Raw genomic sequence first — 22,310 nt, forward strand, 5'->3', positions numbered from 1 at the left:
ATTTCTCAAATTCAATGATACTTCTGTAAATGGGTCTGCCTTCTTTTTTGTACTTGCGTTCGAATCCGGTCATGATACCTTCGGTGGGTTCTGCCGTATTGCGGACGATGACTTTGCATGTCGGGAATGCGTCGAATGTTTCGAGGGCGATTTCGTTGTATTCCTTGTGGTCGGTGCCCCAGTAGAAAATGCGTTTGCCGGGTTTCAAGCAACGAGCGACTTCAGCCAAAAAGTCGGGGCGGAGCAAGCGGTTCTTGTGGTGGCGTTCTTTGGGCCACGGGTCCGGGAAGTACATGTGGAATGCATCGACTGTGTTGTCCTTGACTGCATCGCGCAAAAAATAGAACACGTCACCGCGGAGCATGGCGGCGTTGCCTTGTGCGACGATGCCGCGCTTTTCCATGCGTTCGTGTGCAAAAGCGGCCCAAGTGAAGTCCCATTCGCTACCCATGATAAAGTAGTCCGGGTGCTTCTCGGCGTAGTCCGTCATGAAGTTGCCCTTGCCGCTACCGATTTCAACTTCGATGTGACCATTTTCGTTCGGGAACATGTCTTTCCACGTGAAATCGAGTTTGTGCGGCAAACCATCCGGCGTTTTGATGGGCTTGCGGTCGCCATTCGTGCGGAACACGTAATGCCACAAAGCCTTCATTTGCGGGTCTTGGCTCAGGTCACGGTAAAACTCAGGAATCACGACTTCCTTCGGAGCTTTTTCTTCTTCTAAAATTTCGTTTTCAGTCATATTCTACCTTATTTTAAAATCTCTTTTTGCAGTAATCACTTGTTCTCTACGATGTCATCCCGGATTTATTCCGGGATCCGCTTACACAGTTCTTGTCTGCATTTTCTGTGCCAGGAGGCCCCGCAACACAAGATCCTTCGACTTCGAACCTTACGGTTCTCCGCTCAGGATGACTCTGTCTGCACATCACGCTTTGCATTTATCTTTCGTCTTTCGTCTCTCGTCTCTCGTCTGTAGGCGCTTGCGCCGTTCTCTCGTCTCCTATTAAACTTTACTGGATCCTATCGCTGCGCTCCAGGATGACTCCGTCCGCGCATCTCGTCCCGCGCATTGCTCGCGCATCTCGCTTTGCGTTTATCTCTCTCGTCTAAATAAACGCTACAATTCTCTCCTTGAACTTGTCCGGAATTCCCTTGTCCAACGCTTCGCGGATGTGCCTCTCGGAATACTTCATCGAAAAATGGCTCAAGATGATTTTCTCGCACTTGACATCATCGCCAAGCTCGTTGAGTGCGTGGACGATATCTTTCAAGTGGCTGTGTCCTTTTTTCTTGCTCATCGCTTCTTCGCCTTCGTCAAGGAACGTGCATTCCGTAATCAGCACCTTCGACTGGAAAACGCGGCTGTTGTCGAGCAAGCTTTCGCCAAGGCAATCGCCCATGAAACTCACAAGCGGTTCATAAACTTCACGTGTGATTTCTACTCCGTTCTTGCGCAGTTCGATAATTTCGGTGGCGGACAATCCGAGATATTCGTCCTTGAGTTTTTTCTTGTAAAAGTAGAGCGTTCCGCCCATTGCAGGGATGGAATGCTTGACTTCGAACGCTTCGAGCGCGATGTCCTTGCGGTATCTCAAAAATTGCAGTTCGCCTGCGGTCACAGGTTCAATTTCCGGGTAACGGAATTTTGTTTCTGCAACGCCTTCGAACATGGCTTCGGCCTTGATCCACGCCTTCGCATTTTCGCTGATAAATTCAGGCATGTAGTAAACGCTGTCGCGTTCGACTCCCATCATTTTGCGGAGGCTATGGTGACGCATCAAGCAACGTGCATGATCTCCATGGGCGTGCGTTAAGAACACGTGGTCAAGCGGAGTCGCTGTGAGAGGGCATTCGCCCATGTCAATGCAAAAATCGAGTTCGGGAATTTGAATGTAAGTTGCAAGTCCGGAGATCGAAAATCCGGAAATAGGTGAGCAGGGCGTATCGACGTGGACCTGCCGCAAGGCGTTGTGTATGTATTTGTTCTCGTTCACTTTTTTACCGAGAACAAATTTAGCAAATTGCGATGGATAAAAAATGACATTTTCCATTAAAACAACCATGGGAGCATGGTTCTGATTTGCTTTTTGCACAAAAAAAATCCCGGCGTATTGAAGGCCGGGATGATAACATAAAAATCTGAAATCACTTATTTCGTCGAAATAATTTTATCGAATTCCGAGCAAGACATCATTTCGATGTTCACACCCATAGCCCTGCTACGAGTCCTGTCATTACCCTTCTTTTCGGGAATGCGGAAGCAGAAGTCGTACTTGCTGCCTTTGTCTGTCGGGATTCCCATCTTGAAGATGCGGAGGCGTTCTGCTCCTTTTCTCGTGATTTCGTGGTAATCGTAGGTGTTCTTGATGCGTTCAAGTCGCTTTTCTTGGCTGAACGCGAGGTCATTCACAATAGGACCGTCAAGGTCGATTGGCAGGGAGTTCTGGAATCTCAACTCAAGCTTGCCGTTCGTTTTCACGATAGACGTTTCAGCCGGTTTGATCAAGTAACGCTGTTGAGGAATGTTCTTATAAGCGATGTTGTGTTTGCTGGCCTTGCGAACTCCACAGACTTCGCGCATTTCTGGATCGGTGCTAAAGTCGATATCGCGGCAGATGGGGGGGAGGTCGGTCGGTACTTCGAGGTCTTCGCCGTTTTTGGCCGATGAACCAGCGCAGCCGACTAAGGTAGAGATTGCAAGAATGCAAGAGGACAACAGGAATTTATGCTTCATGGTTACAAATATAAGATTATTATAGATAATTGCGAGCATTTTTTTTAATTTGTTGAGCTTTCATACAATTTTTTTCAATAATATTGTTATTTTGTAAAATTATATTAACAAAATGGGCGCTTATGGATTCTTTACCCTTGGGAGCTTGAAAAAAAATTCTATCTTTGGCGTTGAAAAAGATTGGGGTTAAAATGAAAATCTATAGCTGGAACGTTAATGGAATCCGTTCCGTACTGAAAAAAGGCTTTGAGGATTGGTTCTCTGCGACCGATCCTGATGTGCTTTGTCTTCAGGAAGTTCGCGCCGAAAAGAGCCAAGTTGCTGCAATTGCAAACCGCGAAGGCTACTACACTTACTGGAATGCTTGCAAACGCAAAAAAGGCTACAGCGGTGTCGCCATTTATACAAAGATTGAACCCGATGCGGTCAATTACGGCTTTGATATTGAGGAATTCGATGAAGAAGGCCGTGTGCTCCAGCTAGTGTTCCCGGATTGGGTGCTCAACTGCATTTATTTCCCGAACGGCGGACAAGGTGAAGACCGCTTGGATTACAAGCTCCGCTTTTATGATGCCTTCCTTGAAAACTCCAAACAGTGGATTACGGACGGCAAGCATGTGGTGACTGTCGGTGACTACAATACCTGCCACAAAGAAATCGACATCGCGCGCCCCAAGGAAAACGAGAACGTGAGCGGTTTTTTGCCGATAGAACGTGCGTGGATGGACAAGTATGTCGAAAACGGCTTTGTCGATACGTTCCGCAAATTGCACCCCGATACCCGTGATGCTTACACTTGGTGGTCAAATCGCTTTGGCGCTCGCGGACGGAATGTCGGTTGGCGTTTGGATTACGGTTTCGTCGATGCGGCCCTCATGCCAAACGTGATTAGTTCCGAAATACACGGCAACGTAATGGGTTCCGACCATTGCCCGATTTCTCTGGAATTGGAACCGCCGTTTGCACCGATTCCTATTACGAAGTCCGAAGAAATATAAAAGGGATTCTCCGCAATTTATCTTCTTTTGACGATATTCCAGGCTTCGTCGTAAAACCTTGTGGAATTTCCCAAATCCGTGAGGAACACCATGCGTTTGATTTCCTCTTCGTTCGGGTTGATGACGCGGTTGTTTTTGAACTCGTCGTCGATGACTTCAAGACTCGCCTTGTTCGGTGTCGCGTAGTTGATGTACTTTGCAAGCTGAGCCCCAATTTGGGCATCCAGGATGTAGTTCATAAACGCGTACGCTCCTTCGATGTTTGACGCTCTGGAGCTTAAAAGCATGGCGTCCACCCACATAAACGAACCTTCTTTAGGAATTACGAACTGGAGCGAAGAATCTTTGTTGATAGCGGCTTGTGCTTCGCCATTAAAGACTATTGCTGCCCAGTTTTCCTTGGAAAGAACTTTGTTCTTGCCTTCGACGGAACTTTCAAATCCGCGAAAATCCGGGTTCCTTTTGACCTGCAAGATGTAATCCACCGCTTTGTTGATTTCTTCTTGCTTGTCGCTGTTGGCATTGGAACCGATGGCACTGAGAGCCATGCTTAGCATGGAGCGGCTTTCGTTTAAAAGACTGAACTTTCCCTTGGTATTTTCGCCATCGAAAAGGATGGAGTAGCTTACGCTGTCCGTGTGAACTTTGTCGCCTCTAAAAAGAATTCCCGTAGTGCCCCAGAGGTAGGGCAGACTGTATGCGTTTGTCGGATCGTAGGCTTGCCCAAGGAATTGCGGTGCGACATTTATGCGGTTTGGAATCTTGTTCGTATCGAGGGGGGCGATGAGTCCGAATTGAATCATTTGCTGGATGACCACGTCCGAGGCGATGATAACATCATATTTTTTTGCAATTGAGGTTTGCAATTTGACCAGCATTTCTTCTTGCGCTTCGTACAATTCTAGTTTTAGCTTGTAGCCAGTCTTTTTTTCGAAATCTTCTAGCAGTGCCGGGTCGATGTATTCGCTGTAAATCATTACAGAGACCGTTTTGCTGTCGCGGCTTTGTCCTTGCGTGTCGCTACAGGCGGTGAGCGCGAGTGCTGCAAAAAGAACGAGGATGAGGATAAATTTTTTCAATTTTTGATCCTTAAATGGAAGATGTCTGCCAATGAACAATATAAAAATAAATTGTATGGATTGGTCATTAGTCTTTGGTTGTTAGTCGTTGGGTATTTGATAAAAAAAAATTGCAAGTTTTTTGACGAAAAAAGTTGTTAGAAAAATGTAAAGGAATTATATTCAATATAACATATAACAAGGAGATTAAACTATGTTAAAAAAAATTATCATCGCCGCGTTGCTTGTGACGAGTGCCGTTTTTGCACAGATTAGTATTGGTGGCCGTGCCGCTGTCAACTATGGTACCGCGTGGGGCGAGAATACGGATGATATTAAATGGGGTATTGGTTTTAACGCCGGTGCTGCCGCCAAAATAGATATTCTTCCGATAATTACCTTTGTTCCCGGAGTCGAAGTGGAACTTCGCACTGTTTCCGCGGATTCGCCTTTTGCTGACGAACTTTCTTATTCGTTCTGGTATCTTGATTTCCCTCTCTTAGCTCGTTTTAGCATCATTCCGATGGTCTTTGCCGATGTGGGTGTCAATATCGGATTCAACTTAATTGCGTCGGAAAAGAAAAAAATTGCTGGTGAAACGATAACGGAGGATGTAGAAGAAGCGAAGACTGTAGATTTTGGTTTTATCGTTGGTGGTGGAGTTTCCGTGATTCCAAATCTTGACATTAACGTTCGTATCGTACTTGGCATTGCGGATATGATGGAAGATTTTGGTGATATCGGGTCTAAAAATTTGCGATTCCAAGCTGGCGTAACCTACTGGTTCTTGTAATAGTCTAATTTTGGGAATATTGCACCTCCAATTTAAGTTGGAGGTGTTTTTTTTTTCGCTTTACCCTTCATTTTTTGTGAAAGCTGATTCAATTTGTGTATGGATGCCTTTTTTATTCTATATTGCAAATAAAAATAAACAAGGAGTTAAAAATATGTTCAAAAAAATAATTTTGGCAGCTCTCATTGTGACCAGTGCTGCCTTTGCTGATTTCTTTAGCGTTGGCGCCCGTGCTGCTGCCAACTTCGGTACGGCTTGGGGTGATGATGCGGACGATGCAAAATGGGGCGTCGGTTTTAATGCGGGTGTCGCCTTAAAAATCGATATCCTCCCGGTGATAACGATTATTCCGGGATTGGAAGTGGATTATCGCCGAATGGGTGAAGAAGAAAATATTTCGGATGCTTTTTATAATTATTCGTCGGATCAAACGTTGGGCATGTGGTATTTGGACATTCCGGTTTTGGCGAGAGTCAAGCTCATTCCGTTAGTCTATCTTGAGGGGGGAGTCGCCTTTAGCTTTAATTTGTCTGCCTCATTGGATTATGATGATACAGAAACCTCTATTGCTACTGGCAAAACTGAAAAAGAATCCGGCGACATGAGTTATTCGAAGTTTGTCAATACCATGGATATAGGCTTGGTTGTCGGTGCCGGCGTTTCCCTTTTGGACAAGTTGGATGTTGATTTCCGCTTGGTATTGGGCTTGAACAGCTACATGGATGAAAATGATGAAGGCTATTCTGTGAGTGTGAAGCATATTCGTATGCAAGCCGGTGTGATTTACTGGTTCTAATCTCGCTTTAAAAGCTGATATTGTACGACAGATTTTCAAAAGCAAGAACCCGGCACAGTGGATGTGCCGGGTTTCTTTATCCGAAATTTTTTTTGCTATATTCTAAAAGACAATCAACAAACAAGGAGTGTTTATGTTGAAAAAAATTTTTCTAGTTGCGCTTGTCATGATTAGTGCAACTTTTGCTCAAGTTGACGTCAGTGGCCGAATTGCTTTCAGCTACGGTACACTTTGGGGTGAAGATGCGAAAAAAATAGATTGGGGAGCTGGTTTTGTTGTTGGTCCTGAAGTCAAGTACAGCATCAATCCGGTTCTATCCGTAATATCTGGTTTGGAACTCGATTACCGTAGAGCTTCCTATGATTATTTTGTGGCTTATAATCCCCTTATTGATCCTGATCTTAGAAACTATACAGTCACGGAAACGACTTCGTTTATGTATCTAGATATTCCTGTGCTGTTGCGCGTTAATCCAGTCCCGTTCTTCTTCATTGATGCTGGAATGACTTTTGATTTCAATTTGAGTGCAAATAATGTAAGGGAATATGTGGGAGAAACAATAAGCGATGACGTTTCTTCCGGAACGAAAACGTTTGAATTTGCTCTTGCTTGCGGTTTGGGATTTACGCTCTTCTCGGAACTGGATTTGAGTTTCCGTGCGGTCTTTGGCATGACCAGCATGGCTAAGAAATCTGTCAAAGCCAAGCATTTGCGTTTGCAATCCGGCTTGACTTACTGGGCCTTCTAAACGTTAAAAGAACATCTTAAAAAACGCCCGACTCATTCGTTGAGCCGGGTTTATTTTTTATTTCAACTCAATCTTGAACTTTTCGGGTGAAATGAGTTTTTGCAAGAATGATTTTTCTTCGGTCGCTGCTGGATTCTCTAAATCGAGCATGGCGCTGAGGTAAAGGAATATGATTCGTTGGGCTTGTTCTCTAGCGCGCTTTTTCAACTCGTCATAGTTTGTCTGCTCGTATTTCTTTTGCTCATAAACGAAAAACTTTTTAAAGTCCTCGAATTTGATTTCGTTGAACCAACCCTCTTTTTCCATAATCACGTCAATGCTTTCAAAATCTATGCTGTGACTTAGAATTTTAGGTTCGGGCAAAGTGATGGTGATGGTCTTGGATATCTTATCGACATAAATTTGTATGTCCTTCATGTCGTATCCGAGCTTGACATCGCCTTTGTAGATAAGGACAAACTCCTTGACGGACCTATTGATTCTCCAGGCCGGGAGCGATTCCACCAGTTTTGCGACATCCTGGTAAGATGCCATTTTGCGGTACTGGTGATGGAGCGTGGCCAGCTCCGATATTTCATGTATTTGATGCTCGATGAATTCGCTTGTAATATCTTTTTTCGTCGCTCCGAACAAGTCGAACTTGTTGATCAAGAAAAGGCTCAAAATGAAGCAGAAACAAACCGCAACGCATAGCAGAACTATTTTAACGGGCTTTTTCATTTTCATTGAGCCTTTACTGACCAAAGACTAACTATGCAAGTATTCGATAATCGCGTCGTGGATCGTGGTGAACACGCTGCGGAGTTCGTCTTCGTCTTCTTCGAGGAGCGTCACGCGGAAACCCTTCAAATCCGTGCAGAAGCTCGTGCTCGGCACAACGCAGACTCCCTTCGCGCCCAGCAGGTAATACACAAAGCGGTAGTCGAGGTTTGTAGTTTTGCTGCACCATTCTTCGACTTTCTTCTTGATAATCGGATTGTCGATTTTCAAGGTCTGGTGGCTGTTGAGCGTGCCTTCGCGGAAGATGATGGTGTTGTAGAACGCACCGTACGTCGGGTTGAAATACAGTTCCGGGATGTCGGAGAGGATTTCGTTGATGATGGCGCTGCGGCGGCCAATCTTCTCGTTCAACGCGGCGCGGTGTTCTGCAAAACGCTTGTCTCCAAGCACGCGCGGAATCGTCATCTGCGGGAGTGTGGTAGAGCAGACTTCCACCATCTTTGCATTGTCGATGGCGCGGCAGAAGGCATCGAACTGTTCGTCCTTGTCGCGGTTGTAGTATTCCGCCCAGCCGCAACGAGCGCCCGGCCACGGGTATTCCTTGGAAATGCCCTTGAGCGCGATGCCCGGAACGTCGCCGATGTATTCGGCAAGCGCGTATGCGTGAGCACCGTTATACACAATCTTGTTGTAAATTTCGTCACAGATGATGAACAAGTTGTAACGCTTGGCGATATCGACCATTTTCTGCAAAATTTCAAGCGGATAAACCATGCCGGTCGGATTGTCCGGATTCAAAATCAAGATGCCCGCAATGCTCGGATTGTACTTCACCTTGTTTTCGAGTTCTTCCAAGTCCGGGTACCAGTGGTTTTCGGGCTGCAAGCGGTAAGTAATCGGCGAGGTGTGGGCGTGGGCCGCTTCGGCGGAACTGTGCGTCGAGTAAGCCGGAGCCGGTCCGATAATGCGGGTGGTCATGGACAGGAGGCCGTAAATCGTGGCAATCGCATCGCCGAGTCCGTTGAAAAACAGAATGTCATCGACGTTAATCTGTGCACCGCCGAGCTTGTTGTTCTCCTTCACCAAAAATTCACGCGTTTCGAGCATGCCTTTAGACGGGCAGTAGCCGTAGCTTCTGTTCGTCTTGACGAGGTCAACGACAATGTCCTTGATCCATTCGGGAATCTGGCATTTCTTTTCGATCGGGTCGCCGATGTTTTCCCAGTGGATGGGGAGGCCAAGGGCCTTGAGCTGGTTTGCCTTCTTCACGATTTCACGGATTTCGTAAGAAAGTTCCTTAGCACCTTCGCTCAATAGTCTTCTGCGCATTTTATGCTCCTATAAGGGTATCGAAAATTCAAATTTTACCATAGTAATTATAGAATAATATTTTTGTGAATTCTCGTTTTCCTTTTGGTTTATGGTTGATGTTTGGGTTAAAAACGTGAGCCAAGAGCGGCACGGCGTGAGCGTGCCGTGATGGCGAGAGCTCGTGAGAAACCATAGGTCTTGTTGTTTAGGTAACGAACGAGCGGTCAAAAAAAGGCAGCCCGTGAAAGGCTGCCCTTGAAACTGATTGTCTGGCTTATGCTTTACGCGTTCCAGATCCCGATTCCTTGGGACAGCCCAAAACAAGCTCGTGCTGCTGCCGGGCTTGCTGCGTTTGCCGCATTCGCTGCTGCGATATTCTGTCCAAGGATTTTGTTCATGGTTTGAAATATAGTTCCGATGCGAACGAATGTCAATAGAGATTCAGTGTGTTTATTCAAAGTCCGGGGTGACATCGACTAATGACTCTTACGTCTTCCGGCCTCCGAGCCGGAACCTAGATGGCGGATGGTTCGGCCCTTCGGCGAGCTCAGGGACCTTATCACTAACCACTTACTGTTTACTAACCACTGTCTACTTCCTACTTCCCACTTCCTACTTCCCACTTCCCACTTCCCACTAAATCCTTCTTCGATTTGCTGGGAAGCGTGCGTAGTACTGCTTTTTGTCTTCGTACATGCGGACGTCGGCTTCGTGCATGGCCGTGCGGATGTCGCCGCCATTGTCGTCGTAATAGAACCCTAGCGAGAAACTGACTCTGTTCGGCATCATTGAATATTCGTGGAGCTTCTGGACTTTCGCTTCGAGTTCTTCTTTCGTCTTGTCTAAAATGATGACGAGGAATTCGTCGCCGCCAGCTCGATAGACTTCGCCGTCGTCAAATGTATCTCTCAAGATAAACGAAGCGTCCTTGAGCAAATTATCCCCGGCATCGTGCCCTTCGTTGTCGTTCACGGGCTTGAGTCCGTTCAAGTCCGCGAATACGACTGCGAGCGACTTGTGCGGAACGGAACCGCTGATGAACTGCGAAACCCTGTTGTTCATGGAGTTGCGGTTCATCACGCCTGTCAGGAGGTCCATGTTGCTCAGTTGTTCCAAACGTCCCAAAAGCTGGTAGTTCGCAATTTCCGAGGCGATGAAAAATGTCGATAATTCAAGCGTTTCCCTGATATGAATCGTTTTCGATGTATCGAAATTCGTCACCCAGATAAAACCGGATATTACGCTGTTGTATTCTAAAGGCAATAGGACAAGGCTTTCGACTTTTGCGTTTGTCAAAGATTGATACCATTGGATGTCCTTTTTTTTGACAAAATCCAGGTCGCTTTCGTTCTTGATCATGAGACAGTTGCTTTTGTTCATGAATTTCAACCAAGTCTTTGCGTAATCGACAAAGTCGTCCGTTAAAAATTCACGGATAGAACGCTGGTTCGAGCCTTCTTTGACGGAATCGCTGAACACAGAACATGTGTGCTCGTTAAAATCGGTCAACAAAATACAACAGTAGCTTGCTCCGCATAATTCTCGAATGTCCTGAATGACCTCGTCCATGGAACTTTGCAAATTTTTTGCGCTGCGGAGCTTGATGCAAGTCTTCAATACGTTCGAAGATGTTTCTGCCGATAGCTTCGACATTTCTTCGGCGTTGACTTCTTGAGACATTTCGGGCGAGAATGTGCAATAGCTTTTTTCGGGGTCGTCTATGTCCAAAGGCAGCAAAATCTGGTTGATGCAGAAGTTGAATTGCTCCGGGCGGATGTACGCATGGACTGGTTTTTTGTTGATGGCGCATTCATAACAAAAGTTTTCAAAGTTCAATTCCTTTTGCATGTAACGTTCGTAATTGCTGCCTGGAACAAACTTTTGGGTGAAAACAGATGTGCCTTCGCCAACTTTTTCCATGGATTCGATGTAAAGCTGGTTAGCGGCTTCGATGCGGATAGTCCCTATTTTACCGTCGGTGCGTTTTTCGACCGAAAGTATGCTAGTCATGTTGTTAAATGAATCGACAAATTTTTGTAAGTCCATATTAACGCTTCCTGGCTTCGGGGTGTAACTCATAAAATAACTTCTTGTCTTCGTACATGCGGGTGTCCGCTTCGCGCATGGCTGCTCGAATGTCTCCGCCATTTTCCTCGTAGTAGAATCCTATAGCAAAACTGACCGGGTTCGGGTCGTCCGCTTTTTTTCGCAGTGCTTCGATTTGCTTTTCGATTTCTTCCTTGGACTTGCCCATGGAGATGACGAGGAACTCGTCGCCGCCGGCACGGTAAATTTCACCCCCTTCAAAGCACGACTTCAATGCGGCGGACGCGTTCTTCAAGAGGGTGTCGCCTGCATTATGCCCGTCGTCGTCGTTGATGGTTTTGAGTCCGTTCAAGTCTGCAAAAACAACACCGTAACCGTCAGGCACGCGTTCACGGCCTGTCACAATCTTGAGCACGCGGTTGTTCATGGCGTTACGGTTCTTGACTCCTGTCAAAAGATCCGTGGAGCTTAACATTTCAAGTTTCTGCAAAAGCTGGTAGTTCGCAATTTCTGAGGCGATAAAGAACGTTGTGAGTTCAAGGGTTTCCTTGATGTGGTCTGTGTCTTTGGTGTCAAAGTTCGTGGCCCAGATGAAGCCGATGTTTTCGTTGTTGTACTGGAGCGGGAAAAGGACGAGGCTATTGATTTTTGCCCCTTGCATAGAATCGAACCATTTCGGATTGCGTTTTTTTAGCTCCTCCATGTCTTCTGCGCTCTTGATGATAAGGCAGGTGCTGCCGGCAATAGTGTCCAGCCACGATTTTACGATTTCAACAAATGAATCGTTGAGAAAATCCAACAGGGAATGGTGTCCAATTTCGGGAGCAGTGCTTTCGCTTAACAGCGAACAGCTGTTGGCTTTAAAGTCGGTGAGCATGATACAGCAGAAGTTTGCGCCGCATATTTTGCGGATGTCCGCGATGACCTCGTCCATCGTCTTCAAAAAGTTTTTTGTGCTGCGGAGTTTTATGCAGGTTTTCAAAACGTCCGAAATCGTCTTGGCCGAAAGGTTTGCCATCTGGTCCACGTTAGCCTTGTTCGAGAGTTCCTGCGTGTAGGTGCAGTAACATTTGTGGGGGTCGTCAAAGTCTAGCGGAACGCTAAAAATGTTGAACCACATGTCGAACCGCTCCGGGTGGATGTAGGCATGCATGGCTTTTTTGTTGACCGCACTGCTGAGAATGAAATGTTCGAAGTTCAGGTCTTTGGGCAGGTAATGCGTATATTCCTGGCCTGGAACAAAACGATTTCGCATTTCGACGCCTTCAACGGCATTCTGTTCAAATGTAGCGCGATACGCCTTGTTGCCGACTTCGATGCACATTTTGCCGTAACTGCCGTCTGGCAATTTTTCAATAGACATGATACAAGTCATCGAATCAAACTGATCTACATATTCTTGTAAATCCTGTAATTCCATAACATCTCCTTCCTGTACTTCTGCATTGGGTTCGCTACTTACAAGATTAATAATAAAAATAGTATGAAATATTACAAAAAGTATGTGGCTATTCTTTTTTTCTATAAATATGCCTCGTTTTTAACACTTTTTGTGACCCATGACTAACAATTAATGGCTGAAAACTATTGTGCAATGACCATATCTCGATAGTCCAGGTTGGAATAATCTATCTGTTATTATTCTTACAATAATCATACTTTAGATATAGATTAGTCTTTATAAACATCGGAGGTTTACCATGAATACTAGATTTCTAGGCATTCTTGTGACTGTTGGTCTTAGCTTTTCAGCTATGGCTAACGCTAGCACACCCCTTGACATTGCAAGCGAAGATTCGCTTTTAGTCGATGATTTCGCGGATGGGGACTATCAATCCAAGCTCGGAAAATGGGTATTTATGGATGACAATGGCGATGGTGGCGGCTCCACATTGAAAACGTCCATTGTCGATGCCACTACGAACAATGGTTCGGCCAAGGCTCTCAAGCTTGATTTTAAACTGGACCAGAAGGAGCTGGATTACGAACCTTTTGTAGAAGCTCAGGTCTCGTTGGCAGCCGATGGTTCTGCTGTAGATCTTACCAACTGTAGCGAAATCCGGTATGATTTTTATGGGGGCTTGGGCCGTGGCCCGTGGATTCATTCCTTTAGGGTGGTCGGCGACACAAATATCGTCAATGTCGAATATAATTACCACCATAAAGAAGTGTTAGGCTTGCCGATGTGGCAAGAAGCTGTTATCAAGTGGAATGAACTGAATCAAGCTTATGGCTGGGGGAAGGAGGCTAGCATTGAAGATGTTCGTAAAAACGCTGTCGCCTTCAGTTGGCAACTCCAGGGGGGAAACCAGTCGGGTTCGTTCCAAATTGCCAACGTGCGGTGCGTGAACATGCCGACTTATACCGTAAAATTCTACCATGGTAAAGAATTGTTGGATAGCAATGTATTTGTGAAGGGGGAATATCCCTTTTACCGTGGTAAGAACATTGCTTCTTCGGAAAAATACAACTATGAAATTGTCGGCTGGAAACCTGAACTGAAGGAGGTTACAGCCGATGTGAATTATCAGGTGGTGCTTGATAGTTTTGTACGTACTTATGACGTTACGTTCAATGATGATGAGGGCTATACACTGTATCGTCAGTATTTGGAATACGGGGAGGTTCCGAGTTATGCAGGAATGGACCCCGTCAAATTGCCCTCGGTCGGGTATTCATATAAGTTCAAGGGGTGGGGCAAACAAATTTGCGAAGAGGTCGAAAGGAAAGAATGCTACGGTTATGGCAAAGAGGGAGATGAATATTGTGATACGTGGACAGAATATGTTTGCCATGTGGATTACGTCAAGGAATTTCCTCCAGTAACAAGCGATGTTCGATATTACCCTGTGTATGATTCTACTGCAAATTCCTATACCGTCAAGTTTGCCGATTACGACGGCAAAATTTTGAGCGAGAAGAAGTATGCGTTCGGAACAAAGGCGAGCGATATTGCAAAGCCGAAAAATCCGAGCAGGGCTAAGACCGGCGATGTGGAATATACCTTTGAAGGATGGACTCCAAGTGTTTCTAACGTCAATGGTGCTGCTGTTTATGTTGCAACTTATTCAGCTCAGAAAAAGGAAAATGACGAAACTGTCCCCGTGGAAATTTACACGGTCGTGTTTGCGAATGGGGATTCCATTTTGCAAATCGGCGAATATGATGCAGGTAGCATGCCTGAATACAAGGGGGCGACACCTACCAAGGATTCTACGGCAAAGTATGTCTATTATTTCACGGATTGGCGCGATCAGAATGGCTGGAGTGTAGAAAGCGTCTATGAAAATAAAGTCTATATGGCTGACTTTGATAGCGATTATCGCAAGTACTGGATTGTCTTCTTGGATGACGATGGTTCTGTTATTGATTCGGTCCAGTATGAGTACGGGGATGACGTTTATGCTTATGATATCAAGACCAAGTCGAGAGAAGATGGATTCGGTCATGGCGGATGGACGCCTGATTTTGTGCGAGTAACGGGACGTGCTGTTTATCAGGCCGTTTATACCACTTTCAGGGTGCGTTTTGTCGATGACGATGGAAACGAAGTTGGAGAAAGTTGGACGGGTAAGGGGCAGATTCCGGATTGCAGGGATTGTTCCCCTCGCAAAAAGCCGACTGCGGATTTCACGTATGAATTTGTGGGCTGGAATAAGGAGTTTACGCCTGTAACGGATACGACGACTTATACCGCTGTATTTGCTGCTGTGCCGATTCCCAAGGCGACTGCGGTGAACATTGCCGTAGGCGATTCTTGGGTGATTGATGACTTTGAAGATGGCGATGAGATTTCTTTGCAAGGAGGCCAGTGGTTTGTCTATGACGACAACGATTCCTTTGACAGGGATAGCGTTTCGTATAAATCTCAAATATCGAAGATGGTTGCAGTCAATGGAACGGCGGGCAATGTCTTGAACGTTTTGTACAAACGTGATTGCAAAGATGACGGTAAAGACGAAGAGGGATACCGCTATTGCCGTGGTTGGCTGGGTGTCGGCGTTTCGCTTGCCGAGAAGGGCAAGTCTGTAGATTTGTCGCAGTGCAACGCTATCCAGTACGATTATCGCGGTGGTGTGCACAGCTTTAGAATAGAAAGCGTCTATGATAAGGATGAAAAGTATTTGGAAAGACGTTTTGGTTCAAGTGAAAAATGGACTACGGTTACTGTTTATCGTAGCGATTTATGGTACGGTTCTGTCAGCCCGGATCTTGCGTTCACGCATGCGACGCAGATGATTTGGAACGATATGGAAGGCGAAGGCACTTTAGAACTGGATAATATCAAGTGCTTGAACAAGCCGACCTATACTGTGAAGTTCTACGATGGCGAAACGCTGTTGGATAGTGCGGCTTTTGCGCAAGGCGAAACTCCCAAATATAGAGGCGAAACAAGCATTGAGTCTATTGCAGATAAGCTTAGCAATGAACAGTATTATTTCGAATTTGCAGGCTGGACTCCAGAGTTGAAGCCTGTTACTGCAGACGCTAAGTACCAGACCAAGTTTGAAAAATCTCTTCAAACTTATTGGATTTGCTTCAGTACTGGTAAAGATTATGATTGCAAGGACGTGGAATATGGAAAAACGCCGGTGTTTGAGGGCGATTTGACGAAAGAGCCTGATGAACGTTGCGCAAAATACGTCTTTGACAATTGGAGCTCTGAACAGTATAGCAAAGATGACGATGATGAAGTTGTTTATGGTTTGCAGCCTGTTACGAGCAACAGAGACTATTATGCAAAATATACTTGTGCAGAACCTGTAACTTATACGATTACGTTCTTGGATGATAATGGCGATACACTGTCTTCTAAACAGTATCGTTATGGGGAAATAGTCGAATGGTTCAGGCCTGAGAGTAAATCAACGGCAAAGTATTACTATTACTTTGATGAATGGACGCCTTCTTTTGAACGTTGGGTTGAAGAAGACCGCACTTATACAGCTCAATATCATAGTGAAATTCGTAGCTATCGAGTTGAGTTCAAGAACTATAATGGCGGTTATCTTACTGGTTATAGGTATTATCCGTATGGAACGCTGTACAGTGAAATTGAATATGACGGTGGTGAACCGGAACGTTATTCCTATGACATGACTCAATATGAATTTGCAGGATGGTCGCCGGCTTTATCGGATAAGGATAGCGTAACAGGTGAAGTGACGTTTGTTGCCACGTACAAAGCACAGTATGCTGTGCGGTTTGTGAATTACAGCGATTACAGCTACTCTTATAGTGATGTTTATCCTGAAGGAACCAAGCTTAGCGAAATTGCATTGCCAACGGAAAATCCGACCAGCGAACCGGTATTCGATTATGAATTGAATAAAGAAATTACATACGAATTTGCCGGGTGGCAGCCTGCTATTGACGAAAACGCCGTGTTGACAGGTCCGATGACTTTTGTGGCGACCTTCAAGTCGTCTGAAAATAAATACACGGTGACCTTTATGGACGGCAATGAAATCTTGCAGCAGAAGGAATTTGCTGAAGGTGTAATTCCTGAATACGATGGTTCGGAACCGTATAAGAGCGAAACCGAAGAATTTACTTACACTTGGGATGCGACAGATGGCTGGGAGCCTGCACTGGCTACCGTGACTGGGCCGACTGTATATCATGTCAAGTATAAGGCGACTCGCAAACAGTACGAGGTCGTGTTCCAGAATGATGATGGAACGGAACTTGTTCGAAAAAAATACGATTATGGTTCGACGATTACAACGGTGCCTACTAAGGCTCAAGTGGTCAAAGACAAGACCGGAGATTATAAGTATAGTGATGATTGGTGCGTATTGAACTATACGTATGACTATGACTGCGATGATAAAACAGGTGAATGTACTGGAATACAACGTAGCTATCCGGACTGCTATGATGCAGGGCTGAAACCTGTGACCAGAAGCATTACTTACGTTCCCAATATTCAGTATAAAGTTGCTGTTGTCCATAACAGCAGTGATACGTTGTGGTCTGGCTGGTTTGAATATGGGGATCATTTGAGGGATTTGAAAGATTGGCTTGAATATGGCTATCATGAAGATGTCCAAAAGCCGTCTTCTGTGAAGTATGATTATGCTTGGAATGGCAAGTTGGATAAAGAAATTGCCGATGTGAAGGGCGGTGTCATTTATACGCCGGCGTTCGATAGTACGCTCCGCAAGTATTCTGTTACTTTTGTCGATGAAGATGGAACGGTGCTTAAAGAAGCTGCTACCTACGATTACGGCACGAAGGTGAATGCTATTGCTCTTCCGGCAAAGGATCCGACTAAGACGGCTACGGTAGATACAACTTATACCTTTATGGGCTGGTCGTTGGTCGCGGTTACGGGCGATACGACATACAAGGCCGCTTACAAGGCTGATCAGAGGAAGTATCTGGTGAAGTTTGTCGCCGAAGACGGCAAAACGGTTGTCGCATCGGCAAGCTATGCGTACGAAACGGAGGCTTCTGCAATCAAGGTGCCTACAGCCCCGGCTAAGGATGGCTTTAGGTTCAAGAGCTGGACTCCTGAAATTGTGGATGTCACGAAAGCGGCTACGTACAAGGCTACTTATATCGAAGATAGCAAGTTCATAGTCACATGGCGTAATGAAGACGGAACGTTGTTGAGACAGGATGTTTATAGCGAAGGGGCGACACCGAAATATACGGGTTCGACTCCGACGAAGAAAGCTTCTGTGGATTCAACATTCACGTTTGACAAATGGTCGCCTGCGGTGGCCGCTGTGACTAAAGACGCAGAATACAAGGCGACGTATAAATCGTCTGTCCGTAAGTACAAGGTAAGTTTTGTCAGCTATGATGGAACGACGTTGGAATCCGCCGTGTATCCGTACGGAACGCTCGCCGAAGCGATTAAGGTGCCTGAAGTTCCGGCAAAGCCTTCGAACGAGTATTACGTCTATACGTTTGTGGGCTGGAGTCCTGCGATTGAAGATGTTACTGGCGATGTCACTTATACGGCACTTGTCGGCAACAAAAAACGGACTTATACAGTTAAGTTCAAGTCTGATGATCAAGCTGTATGGGAAACTCGCAAATACTACTACAATGAAGTCGTTTCGCTTGATTGGGGTCCTTCGAAGTACACTCCGGAATGTCATTATGATTTCGACAAGTGGGTGAGAACTGTTGGCAAGAGCGATACCGTAAAGGCTGACATGGAATATACGGCTAGCTATTCTACGAAGTGTCAAGAACGCCACTATGAGGTTTGCGTAAATGATACGCTTCGTGGGAAAGGTTTCTGCAAGGACGACTATAAGTATGGCGCAAAGTCCTCGGAAATAAAGTTCTTCGATGTAGCGGATACGACTATAGATGGTTGTCTTTACAAGTTTGTCGGTTGGAATCCTGAAGTGACCGATGTGGTTCGCAGTGTTTCTTATTCGGCTAAATATGAAAAGTCTTGTAAGGTGCAGTATGCGGTGACATGGCTGAATTACGATGGCAAGCAGCTTGAAACGGCGAAGTTTAATCCTGGTGAGTTGCCGAAGTATAGCGGTGCAACTCCGGTCAAGGAAAGTTCTGCCAAGTTCGATTACAGATTTAGTGGTTGGACTCCGACTGTTGCCGTTGCAACCAAGGATGCAAAATATACGGCGAAGTATGATTCGACTTACCGCATGTACGCCGTGACGTTCAAGGACAGTCTCAAGCACAAGGGATTTGTCGATGGCGAAATGACGGCGACGTATAGGTATGGGACGAAGGCTAATGCTGTCCAAGTGCCGACGATTGCGGACACGACGATTGGAAAGTGTACTTACGTCTTTAGCAAGTGGGATAAGGCCATTGCGGATGTGACTGCTGCTGCGACTTACGAGGCAATTTACACTTCTAACTGCGATGTTCCGCCGGCAAGCAGTAGTTCTGTGACATCGAGCAGCTCTGTTGCTAAGTCCAGCAGCTCTGTCGCGAAGTCCAGCAGTTCCGTTGCGAAGTCTAGCAGCTCTGTCGCGAAGTCCAGCAGCAGTGTCGCTAAGTCTAGTAGCTCTGTTGCGAAGTCCAGCAGTTCCGTTGCGAAGTCTAGTAGCTCCTTTGCTAAGTCGAGCAGCAGCGTCGCTAAGTCGAGTAGTAGCGTCGCTAAGTCCAGTTCCAGCGTGAAGGTGACAAGCAGTGCTACCGTTAAGTCCAGCTCTAGCGTGAAGGTGACAAGCAGTGCCGCCGCGAAGTCTAGTTCTAGTGTGAAGGTGACAAGCAGTGCTACCGCGAAGTCCAGCTCTAGCGTGAAGGCTACGAGCAGCAGTGCTAAGGCAAAGTCTAGTTCTAGCGTGAAGGCTACGAGCAGCAGTGCTAAAGCTAAATCGTCTAGCAGCAAGAAAACTTCTTCGTCTAGTAAGAAGGGTTCGAACTTTGTAATGGATGATTTGAGGGGCTTCATGAAGTTCGGCTATGAGAACAATACTTTGACGGTGTCGCTCACGAGTCCTTCGATGGTCCAAATACATGTGTTTGATATGAAGGGCCAGTTGCAAGAAGAATTCAATGAGTTCGTTGTCGGATCCAGAGAGTTCAATTTCGATGGATTGAGACGTGGAAACTACGTCGTACGCGTAACGAGCAGGAGCGTGCAGAAAATAAGCAGGATAATGATAAAGTAAATTTTAAGTTGGAATGAGCTTAAATCCCGACCTGTTTGGGTCGGGATTTTCTATATTCTGCTTGATGATTCATGATACGCTATTTGACCCGATTCGCAAAAAAGAAGTCCCTGCAACGCCCGAAGAACATGTTCGACAGGCGACGGTGCGTTATTTGCTCGATGTGGTGAAGGTGCCGGAGCATTTGATTGCCGTGGAATTTCCGCTTTCGTCGATAGACGCAAAGACGGCGGACCGCGTGGATATCATGGTCCATAATTTTAGGGCTGGGGCGCCTCTTGCAAAGCCGTGGCTTTTGGTGGAATGCAAGGCTCCGGGCGAATACACGTGGCCTGTTCTGCAACAGCAACTGAACAAGTATTTGCAAATTTTGACGCCGAATTATGTGATGCTTGCGTTAGGCGATGCCGTCCGTTACTTTGAACTCGATGCTGCAACGAAGCGGTTCAGGAAAATTGAGAGCCTGCCGGTGTTTGGCTAAATTGGGCGTAATCGTCCTAAATTGTATATAAAGTAAGTGAAAATCTGCGAAAAAATGGACGTTTTTTTAGGATTTTACATACTTGATGAAAAAAATCGAATATCAGTATGTAAATTTTGGATAAATTACTAGTCGAAAGACCTGAAAAACGTGGTAATTTTGATTAGTTTGTATTGAAAATTGCCGAAAATGAGCCTTTTTAAACAAAAAACTGTGCAGATAACATAAAAATTTACATACTTAGTGCGGGTGAAAGTGTGTTTAGTATGTAAAGGTACTGAAAAGCGCTCGAAAAATTTAAAATGTGAGCCTTGCTCTCACAATGTATTTATTTCACTACTGATAAAACGTCCCCATCGGCGAGGCGTGTTTTGATGGTATCGCCGCTTTTGAGCTGGCTTGCCTTGCGGATGAATTTTCCGTTTTCGTCTAGCGTGAGCGAGTAGCCCTTGGCAAGAGTCGTCTTGGGGTCTGCGTTTTTGACTTTCTCGTTCACAAGCTCGAACTGCGATTTCGCGAGGTCGAGGATCTTGCGGGAACCCTGCTTTAAACCTTCGCGGTTGCGGTCTAATCGCTCGTGCTCGGACTTTATATAAAATGCGGAGTCCTTCTTGATCGATGCGGCAATAAGCACGTGCTTCGATTTCTCGTTCTGGATGAACCCGAAAACCTTTTGCTGGAGCTGATTGCCTAATGTTCCGAGCTGTTTGTTGTTTTCGGTCAAGAGGTCGCGGGCGCCGTCGGCTATGCTTGCCATTGCTTCGGTCATGCGGTTCCAACTGTCCGTGACGCGTTCAACGAGGCGTTTGGCACAGTCCGTGGGCGTGATGCACGAGAGGTAGGCGACTTCGTCCAAAAGGCAGCGGTCGATTTCGTGGCCGATTCCCGTAAAGACGGGGGTGGGGTAGTTTGCGACCGCACGGCAAAGCGCTTCGCTATCAAAGAAATTCAAGTCCGTTTTGGCGCCGCCACCGCGCACGATGCAAACAACATCTAATTCCGGATATGCCTTAAGTTGTTCCAGTGCGGCGATGATGCTGTCTTCGGTTTCGTTCCCCTGCATCCGCGCATAGACCGTCGTGACTTCGAATGCAAACGGAGACGCTTCAAGTCGCGTGGTGAAGTCTTTGTACGCAGCCGTATTTTCGCCAGTGATAAGCCCCACGCGGAGCGGAACGTAGGCAAGTTCTAGCTGCTTGTTCTTTTCGAGTAAGCCTTCCATCGCAAGGCGCTTCAAGATGGCGCTTTTGGTGAGTGCGAGTTCGCCAATCGTGTAAACCGGGTCGATGTCCAAGATTTGCGCTTGCAACTTTCCGTACGGGATGTACAGTTCCGCACGCACGAGGAAATTGACCTTCAAGTCGTGCTTGAGCGTAAACGGCTGCGAAAGGCTGGAAATTTTTGCAAGAATCGCATCGTACTTGGCTGTGTAGCAATAAAGGGCGAGAGTCGCCTTCGGTTTCACGTCGCCATCTGCGAAGTCCGCGATGCTCAGGTAAACGCCCGACGGCTTTTCTGCAATTTGCGAAATGACCCCGTGCACCCAAACCGCAGGTGTCGATTCTACGGTGTTCTTGAGCGAACGCATGTACTGCGTGACCGAAAATGTACGAACTTCTTGATCCATTTTATGAGGTTGCCGCCTTTACCTGTCATGTCCACCCTGATGTCATCCCGGACTCCGTTCCGGGATCATCTTTTGCTTTGTCATGCCCGCGAAGGCGGGCGTCTTCTTCAAGCGTTTTGACGTTAATTATAATAATAATTAAATTCTGTATGAAAAATTATGGATCCTCCTAGCGGAGGATGACGTAGAGGGAAAAGGACTCGCCGTGTCGAAAGTTGTTTCTGCAATGGATATGCGTCAGAATTTTGGGACGCTCTTGAACCAGGTCGCCATCAAGGACGAAGAAATCGTCATTGAACGCGCTGGCAAGCCCTTGGCACGTCTCGTGAGCATGAATTCTACCACAAGCGGCAAGCTTGATTTCCGCGACATTGGCAAACTCC

17 protein-coding genes are annotated in these 22,310 nt (G+C 46.1%); 8 read left to right on the top strand and 9 right to left on the bottom strand.

The features are described 5' to 3' along the window. From IKG78_RS18525 to IKG78_RS18535, 3 genes are all read right to left on the bottom strand, one after another. On the bottom strand, nucleotides 1-742 hold a 742-nt coding region (locus IKG78_RS18525; RefSeq protein ID WP_290946270.1), incomplete at its 3' end, for a tRNA (guanine-N7)-methyltransferase. Nucleotides 743-1,109: 367 nt separating this feature from the next. Then, a complete protein-coding gene (locus tag IKG78_RS18530; protein ID WP_290946272.1) occupies nucleotides 1,110-2,054 on the bottom strand; it encodes an MBL fold metallo-hydrolase in 945 nt (314 codons plus the stop codon). A 98-nt stretch (nucleotides 2,055-2,152) separates the two neighbouring features. After that, complete coding sequence (locus tag IKG78_RS18535) at nucleotides 2,153-2,737, bottom strand: hypothetical protein (protein WP_290946274.1); 585 nt, start codon at nucleotides 2,735-2,737, stop codon at nucleotides 2,153-2,155. Between the two features lie 191 nt (nucleotides 2,738-2,928). Here IKG78_RS18535 and IKG78_RS18540 point away from each other — a divergent pair, with 191 nt between their 5' ends. After that, the gene (locus IKG78_RS18540; RefSeq protein ID WP_290946276.1) at nucleotides 2,929-3,735 is read left to right on the top strand and encodes an exodeoxyribonuclease III; all 807 of its coding nucleotides are present in this window, start codon (nucleotides 2,929-2,931) and stop codon (nucleotides 3,733-3,735) included. 17 nt (nucleotides 3,736-3,752) lie between these two features. On the opposite strand, the gene IKG78_RS18545 is transcribed toward IKG78_RS18540, so the two are convergent. Then, nucleotides 3,753-4,814 carry a spermidine/putrescine ABC transporter substrate-binding protein gene (locus tag IKG78_RS18545; RefSeq protein WP_290946278.1) on the bottom strand — a complete coding sequence of 354 codons (1,062 nt, stop codon included), beginning with the start codon at nucleotides 4,812-4,814 and terminating at the stop codon, nucleotides 3,753-3,755. A gap of 193 nt (nucleotides 4,815-5,007) precedes the next feature. On the opposite strand from IKG78_RS18545, the gene IKG78_RS18550 reads away from it, so the two are divergent. The 3 genes from IKG78_RS18550 to IKG78_RS18560 all read left to right on the top strand — a co-directional run bounded on the left by IKG78_RS18550 (nucleotide 5,008) and on the right by IKG78_RS18560 (nucleotide 7,130). Then, nucleotides 5,008-5,586, top strand: coding sequence for a porin family protein (locus IKG78_RS18550; RefSeq protein ID WP_290946280.1), 579 nt, complete (start codon nucleotides 5,008-5,010; stop codon nucleotides 5,584-5,586). 154 nt (nucleotides 5,587-5,740) lie between these two features. Next, nucleotides 5,741-6,382 carry a porin family protein gene (locus IKG78_RS18555; RefSeq protein WP_290946282.1) on the top strand — a complete coding sequence of 214 codons (642 nt, stop codon included), beginning with the start codon at nucleotides 5,741-5,743 and terminating at the stop codon, nucleotides 6,380-6,382. A 133-nt stretch (nucleotides 6,383-6,515) separates the two neighbouring features. Next, nucleotides 6,516-7,130: a porin family protein gene (locus IKG78_RS18560; RefSeq protein WP_290946284.1), complete on the top strand. Its 615-nt coding sequence runs from the start codon at nucleotides 6,516-6,518 to the stop codon at nucleotides 7,128-7,130. Between the two features lie 57 nt (nucleotides 7,131-7,187). Here IKG78_RS18560 and IKG78_RS18565 read toward each other — a convergent pair whose 3' ends face one another. Together IKG78_RS18565 and IKG78_RS18570 are read right to left on the bottom strand one after the other, a co-directional pair. Next, nucleotides 7,188-7,850 carry a DUF4230 domain-containing protein gene (locus IKG78_RS18565; RefSeq protein WP_290946288.1) on the bottom strand — a complete coding sequence of 221 codons (663 nt, stop codon included), beginning with the start codon at nucleotides 7,848-7,850 and terminating at the stop codon, nucleotides 7,188-7,190. A gap of 27 nt (nucleotides 7,851-7,877) precedes the next feature. Beyond that, the gene (locus IKG78_RS18570; protein WP_290946290.1) at nucleotides 7,878-9,179 is read right to left on the bottom strand and encodes a pyridoxal phosphate-dependent aminotransferase; all 1,302 of its coding nucleotides are present in this window, start codon (nucleotides 9,177-9,179) and stop codon (nucleotides 7,878-7,880) included. 237 nt (nucleotides 9,180-9,416) lie between these two features. On the opposite strand from IKG78_RS18570, the gene IKG78_RS18575 reads away from it, so the two are divergent. After that, nucleotides 9,417-9,566, top strand: a complete 150-nt coding sequence (locus IKG78_RS18575) for a hypothetical protein (RefSeq protein ID WP_290946292.1) — start codon at nucleotides 9,417-9,419, stop codon at nucleotides 9,564-9,566. Nucleotides 9,567-9,797: 231 nt separating this feature from the next. Here the strand turns inward: IKG78_RS18575 and IKG78_RS18580 are convergent, their stop codons facing one another. Both IKG78_RS18580 and IKG78_RS18585 read right to left on the bottom strand, forming a co-directional pair. Beyond that, the gene (locus IKG78_RS18580; RefSeq protein ID WP_290946294.1) at nucleotides 9,798-11,207 is read right to left on the bottom strand and encodes a GGDEF domain-containing protein; all 1,410 of its coding nucleotides are present in this window, start codon (nucleotides 11,205-11,207) and stop codon (nucleotides 9,798-9,800) included. A gap of 1 nt (nucleotide 11,208) precedes the next feature. Continuing rightward, nucleotides 11,209-12,627, bottom strand: coding sequence for a GGDEF domain-containing protein (locus tag IKG78_RS18585; protein WP_290946297.1), 1,419 nt, complete (start codon nucleotides 12,625-12,627; stop codon nucleotides 11,209-11,211). A gap of 280 nt (nucleotides 12,628-12,907) precedes the next feature. On the opposite strand from IKG78_RS18585, the gene IKG78_RS18590 reads away from it, so the two are divergent. Together IKG78_RS18590 and IKG78_RS18595 are read left to right on the top strand one after the other, a co-directional pair. Further along, a complete protein-coding gene (locus IKG78_RS18590; protein WP_290946299.1) occupies nucleotides 12,908-19,819 on the top strand; it encodes a T9SS type A sorting domain-containing protein in 6,912 nt (2,303 codons plus the stop codon). 13 nt (nucleotides 19,820-19,832) lie between these two features. Next, entirely contained in the window at nucleotides 19,833-20,300 is a 468-nt protein-coding gene (locus IKG78_RS18595) for a type I restriction enzyme HsdR N-terminal domain-containing protein (RefSeq protein ID WP_290946301.1), read from the top strand. A 328-nt stretch (nucleotides 20,301-20,628) separates the two neighbouring features. On the opposite strand, the gene xseA is transcribed toward IKG78_RS18595, so the two are convergent. After that, nucleotides 20,629-21,927: an exodeoxyribonuclease VII large subunit gene (gene xseA, locus IKG78_RS18600; protein WP_290946303.1), complete on the bottom strand. Its 1,299-nt coding sequence runs from the start codon at nucleotides 21,925-21,927 to the stop codon at nucleotides 20,629-20,631. Nucleotides 21,928-22,132: 205 nt separating this feature from the next. Here xseA and IKG78_RS18605 point away from each other — a divergent pair. Then, on the top strand, nucleotides 22,133-22,310 hold a 178-nt coding region (locus tag IKG78_RS18605; protein ID WP_290946305.1), incomplete at its 3' end, for a type II toxin-antitoxin system Phd/YefM family antitoxin.

It is taken from the genome of Fibrobacter sp., from assembly GCF_017545445.1.
Classification (GTDB): domain Bacteria; phylum Fibrobacterota; class Fibrobacteria; order Fibrobacterales; family Fibrobacteraceae; genus Fibrobacter.

Excerpts from the sequence above, each read along its gene's own strand:
- IKG78_RS18530 (WP_290946272.1), bottom strand. The coding sequence starts at position 2,054 with ATGGAAAATGTCATTTTTTATCCATCGCAATTTGCTAAATTTGTTCTC.
- IKG78_RS18535 (WP_290946274.1), bottom strand. The coding sequence starts at position 2,737 with ATGAAGCATAAATTCCTGTTGTCCTCTTGCATTCTTGCAATCTCTACC.
- IKG78_RS18540 (WP_290946276.1), top strand. The coding sequence starts at position 2,929 with ATGAAAATCTATAGCTGGAACGTTAATGGAATCCGTTCCGTACTGAAA.
- IKG78_RS18550 (WP_290946280.1), top strand. The coding sequence starts at position 5,008 with ATGTTAAAAAAAATTATCATCGCCGCGTTGCTTGTGACGAGTGCCGTT.
- IKG78_RS18555 (WP_290946282.1), top strand. The coding sequence starts at position 5,741 with ATGTTCAAAAAAATAATTTTGGCAGCTCTCATTGTGACCAGTGCTGCC.
- IKG78_RS18560 (WP_290946284.1), top strand. The coding sequence starts at position 6,516 with ATGTTGAAAAAAATTTTTCTAGTTGCGCTTGTCATGATTAGTGCAACT.
- IKG78_RS18565 (WP_290946288.1), bottom strand. The coding sequence starts at position 7,850 with ATGAAAAAGCCCGTTAAAATAGTTCTGCTATGCGTTGCGGTTTGTTTC.
- IKG78_RS18570 (WP_290946290.1), bottom strand. The coding sequence starts at position 9,179 with ATGCGCAGAAGACTATTGAGCGAAGGTGCTAAGGAACTTTCTTACGAA.
- IKG78_RS18580 (WP_290946294.1), bottom strand. The coding sequence starts at position 11,207 with ATGGACTTACAAAAATTTGTCGATTCATTTAACAACATGACTAGCATA.
- IKG78_RS18585 (WP_290946297.1), bottom strand. The coding sequence starts at position 12,627 with ATGGAATTACAGGATTTACAAGAATATGTAGATCAGTTTGATTCGATG.
- IKG78_RS18590 (WP_290946299.1), top strand. The coding sequence starts at position 12,908 with ATGAATACTAGATTTCTAGGCATTCTTGTGACTGTTGGTCTTAGCTTT.
- IKG78_RS18595 (WP_290946301.1), top strand. The coding sequence starts at position 19,833 with ATGAGCTTAAATCCCGACCTGTTTGGGTCGGGATTTTCTATATTCTGC.
- xseA (WP_290946303.1), bottom strand. The coding sequence starts at position 21,927 with ATGGATCAAGAAGTTCGTACATTTTCGGTCACGCAGTACATGCGTTCG.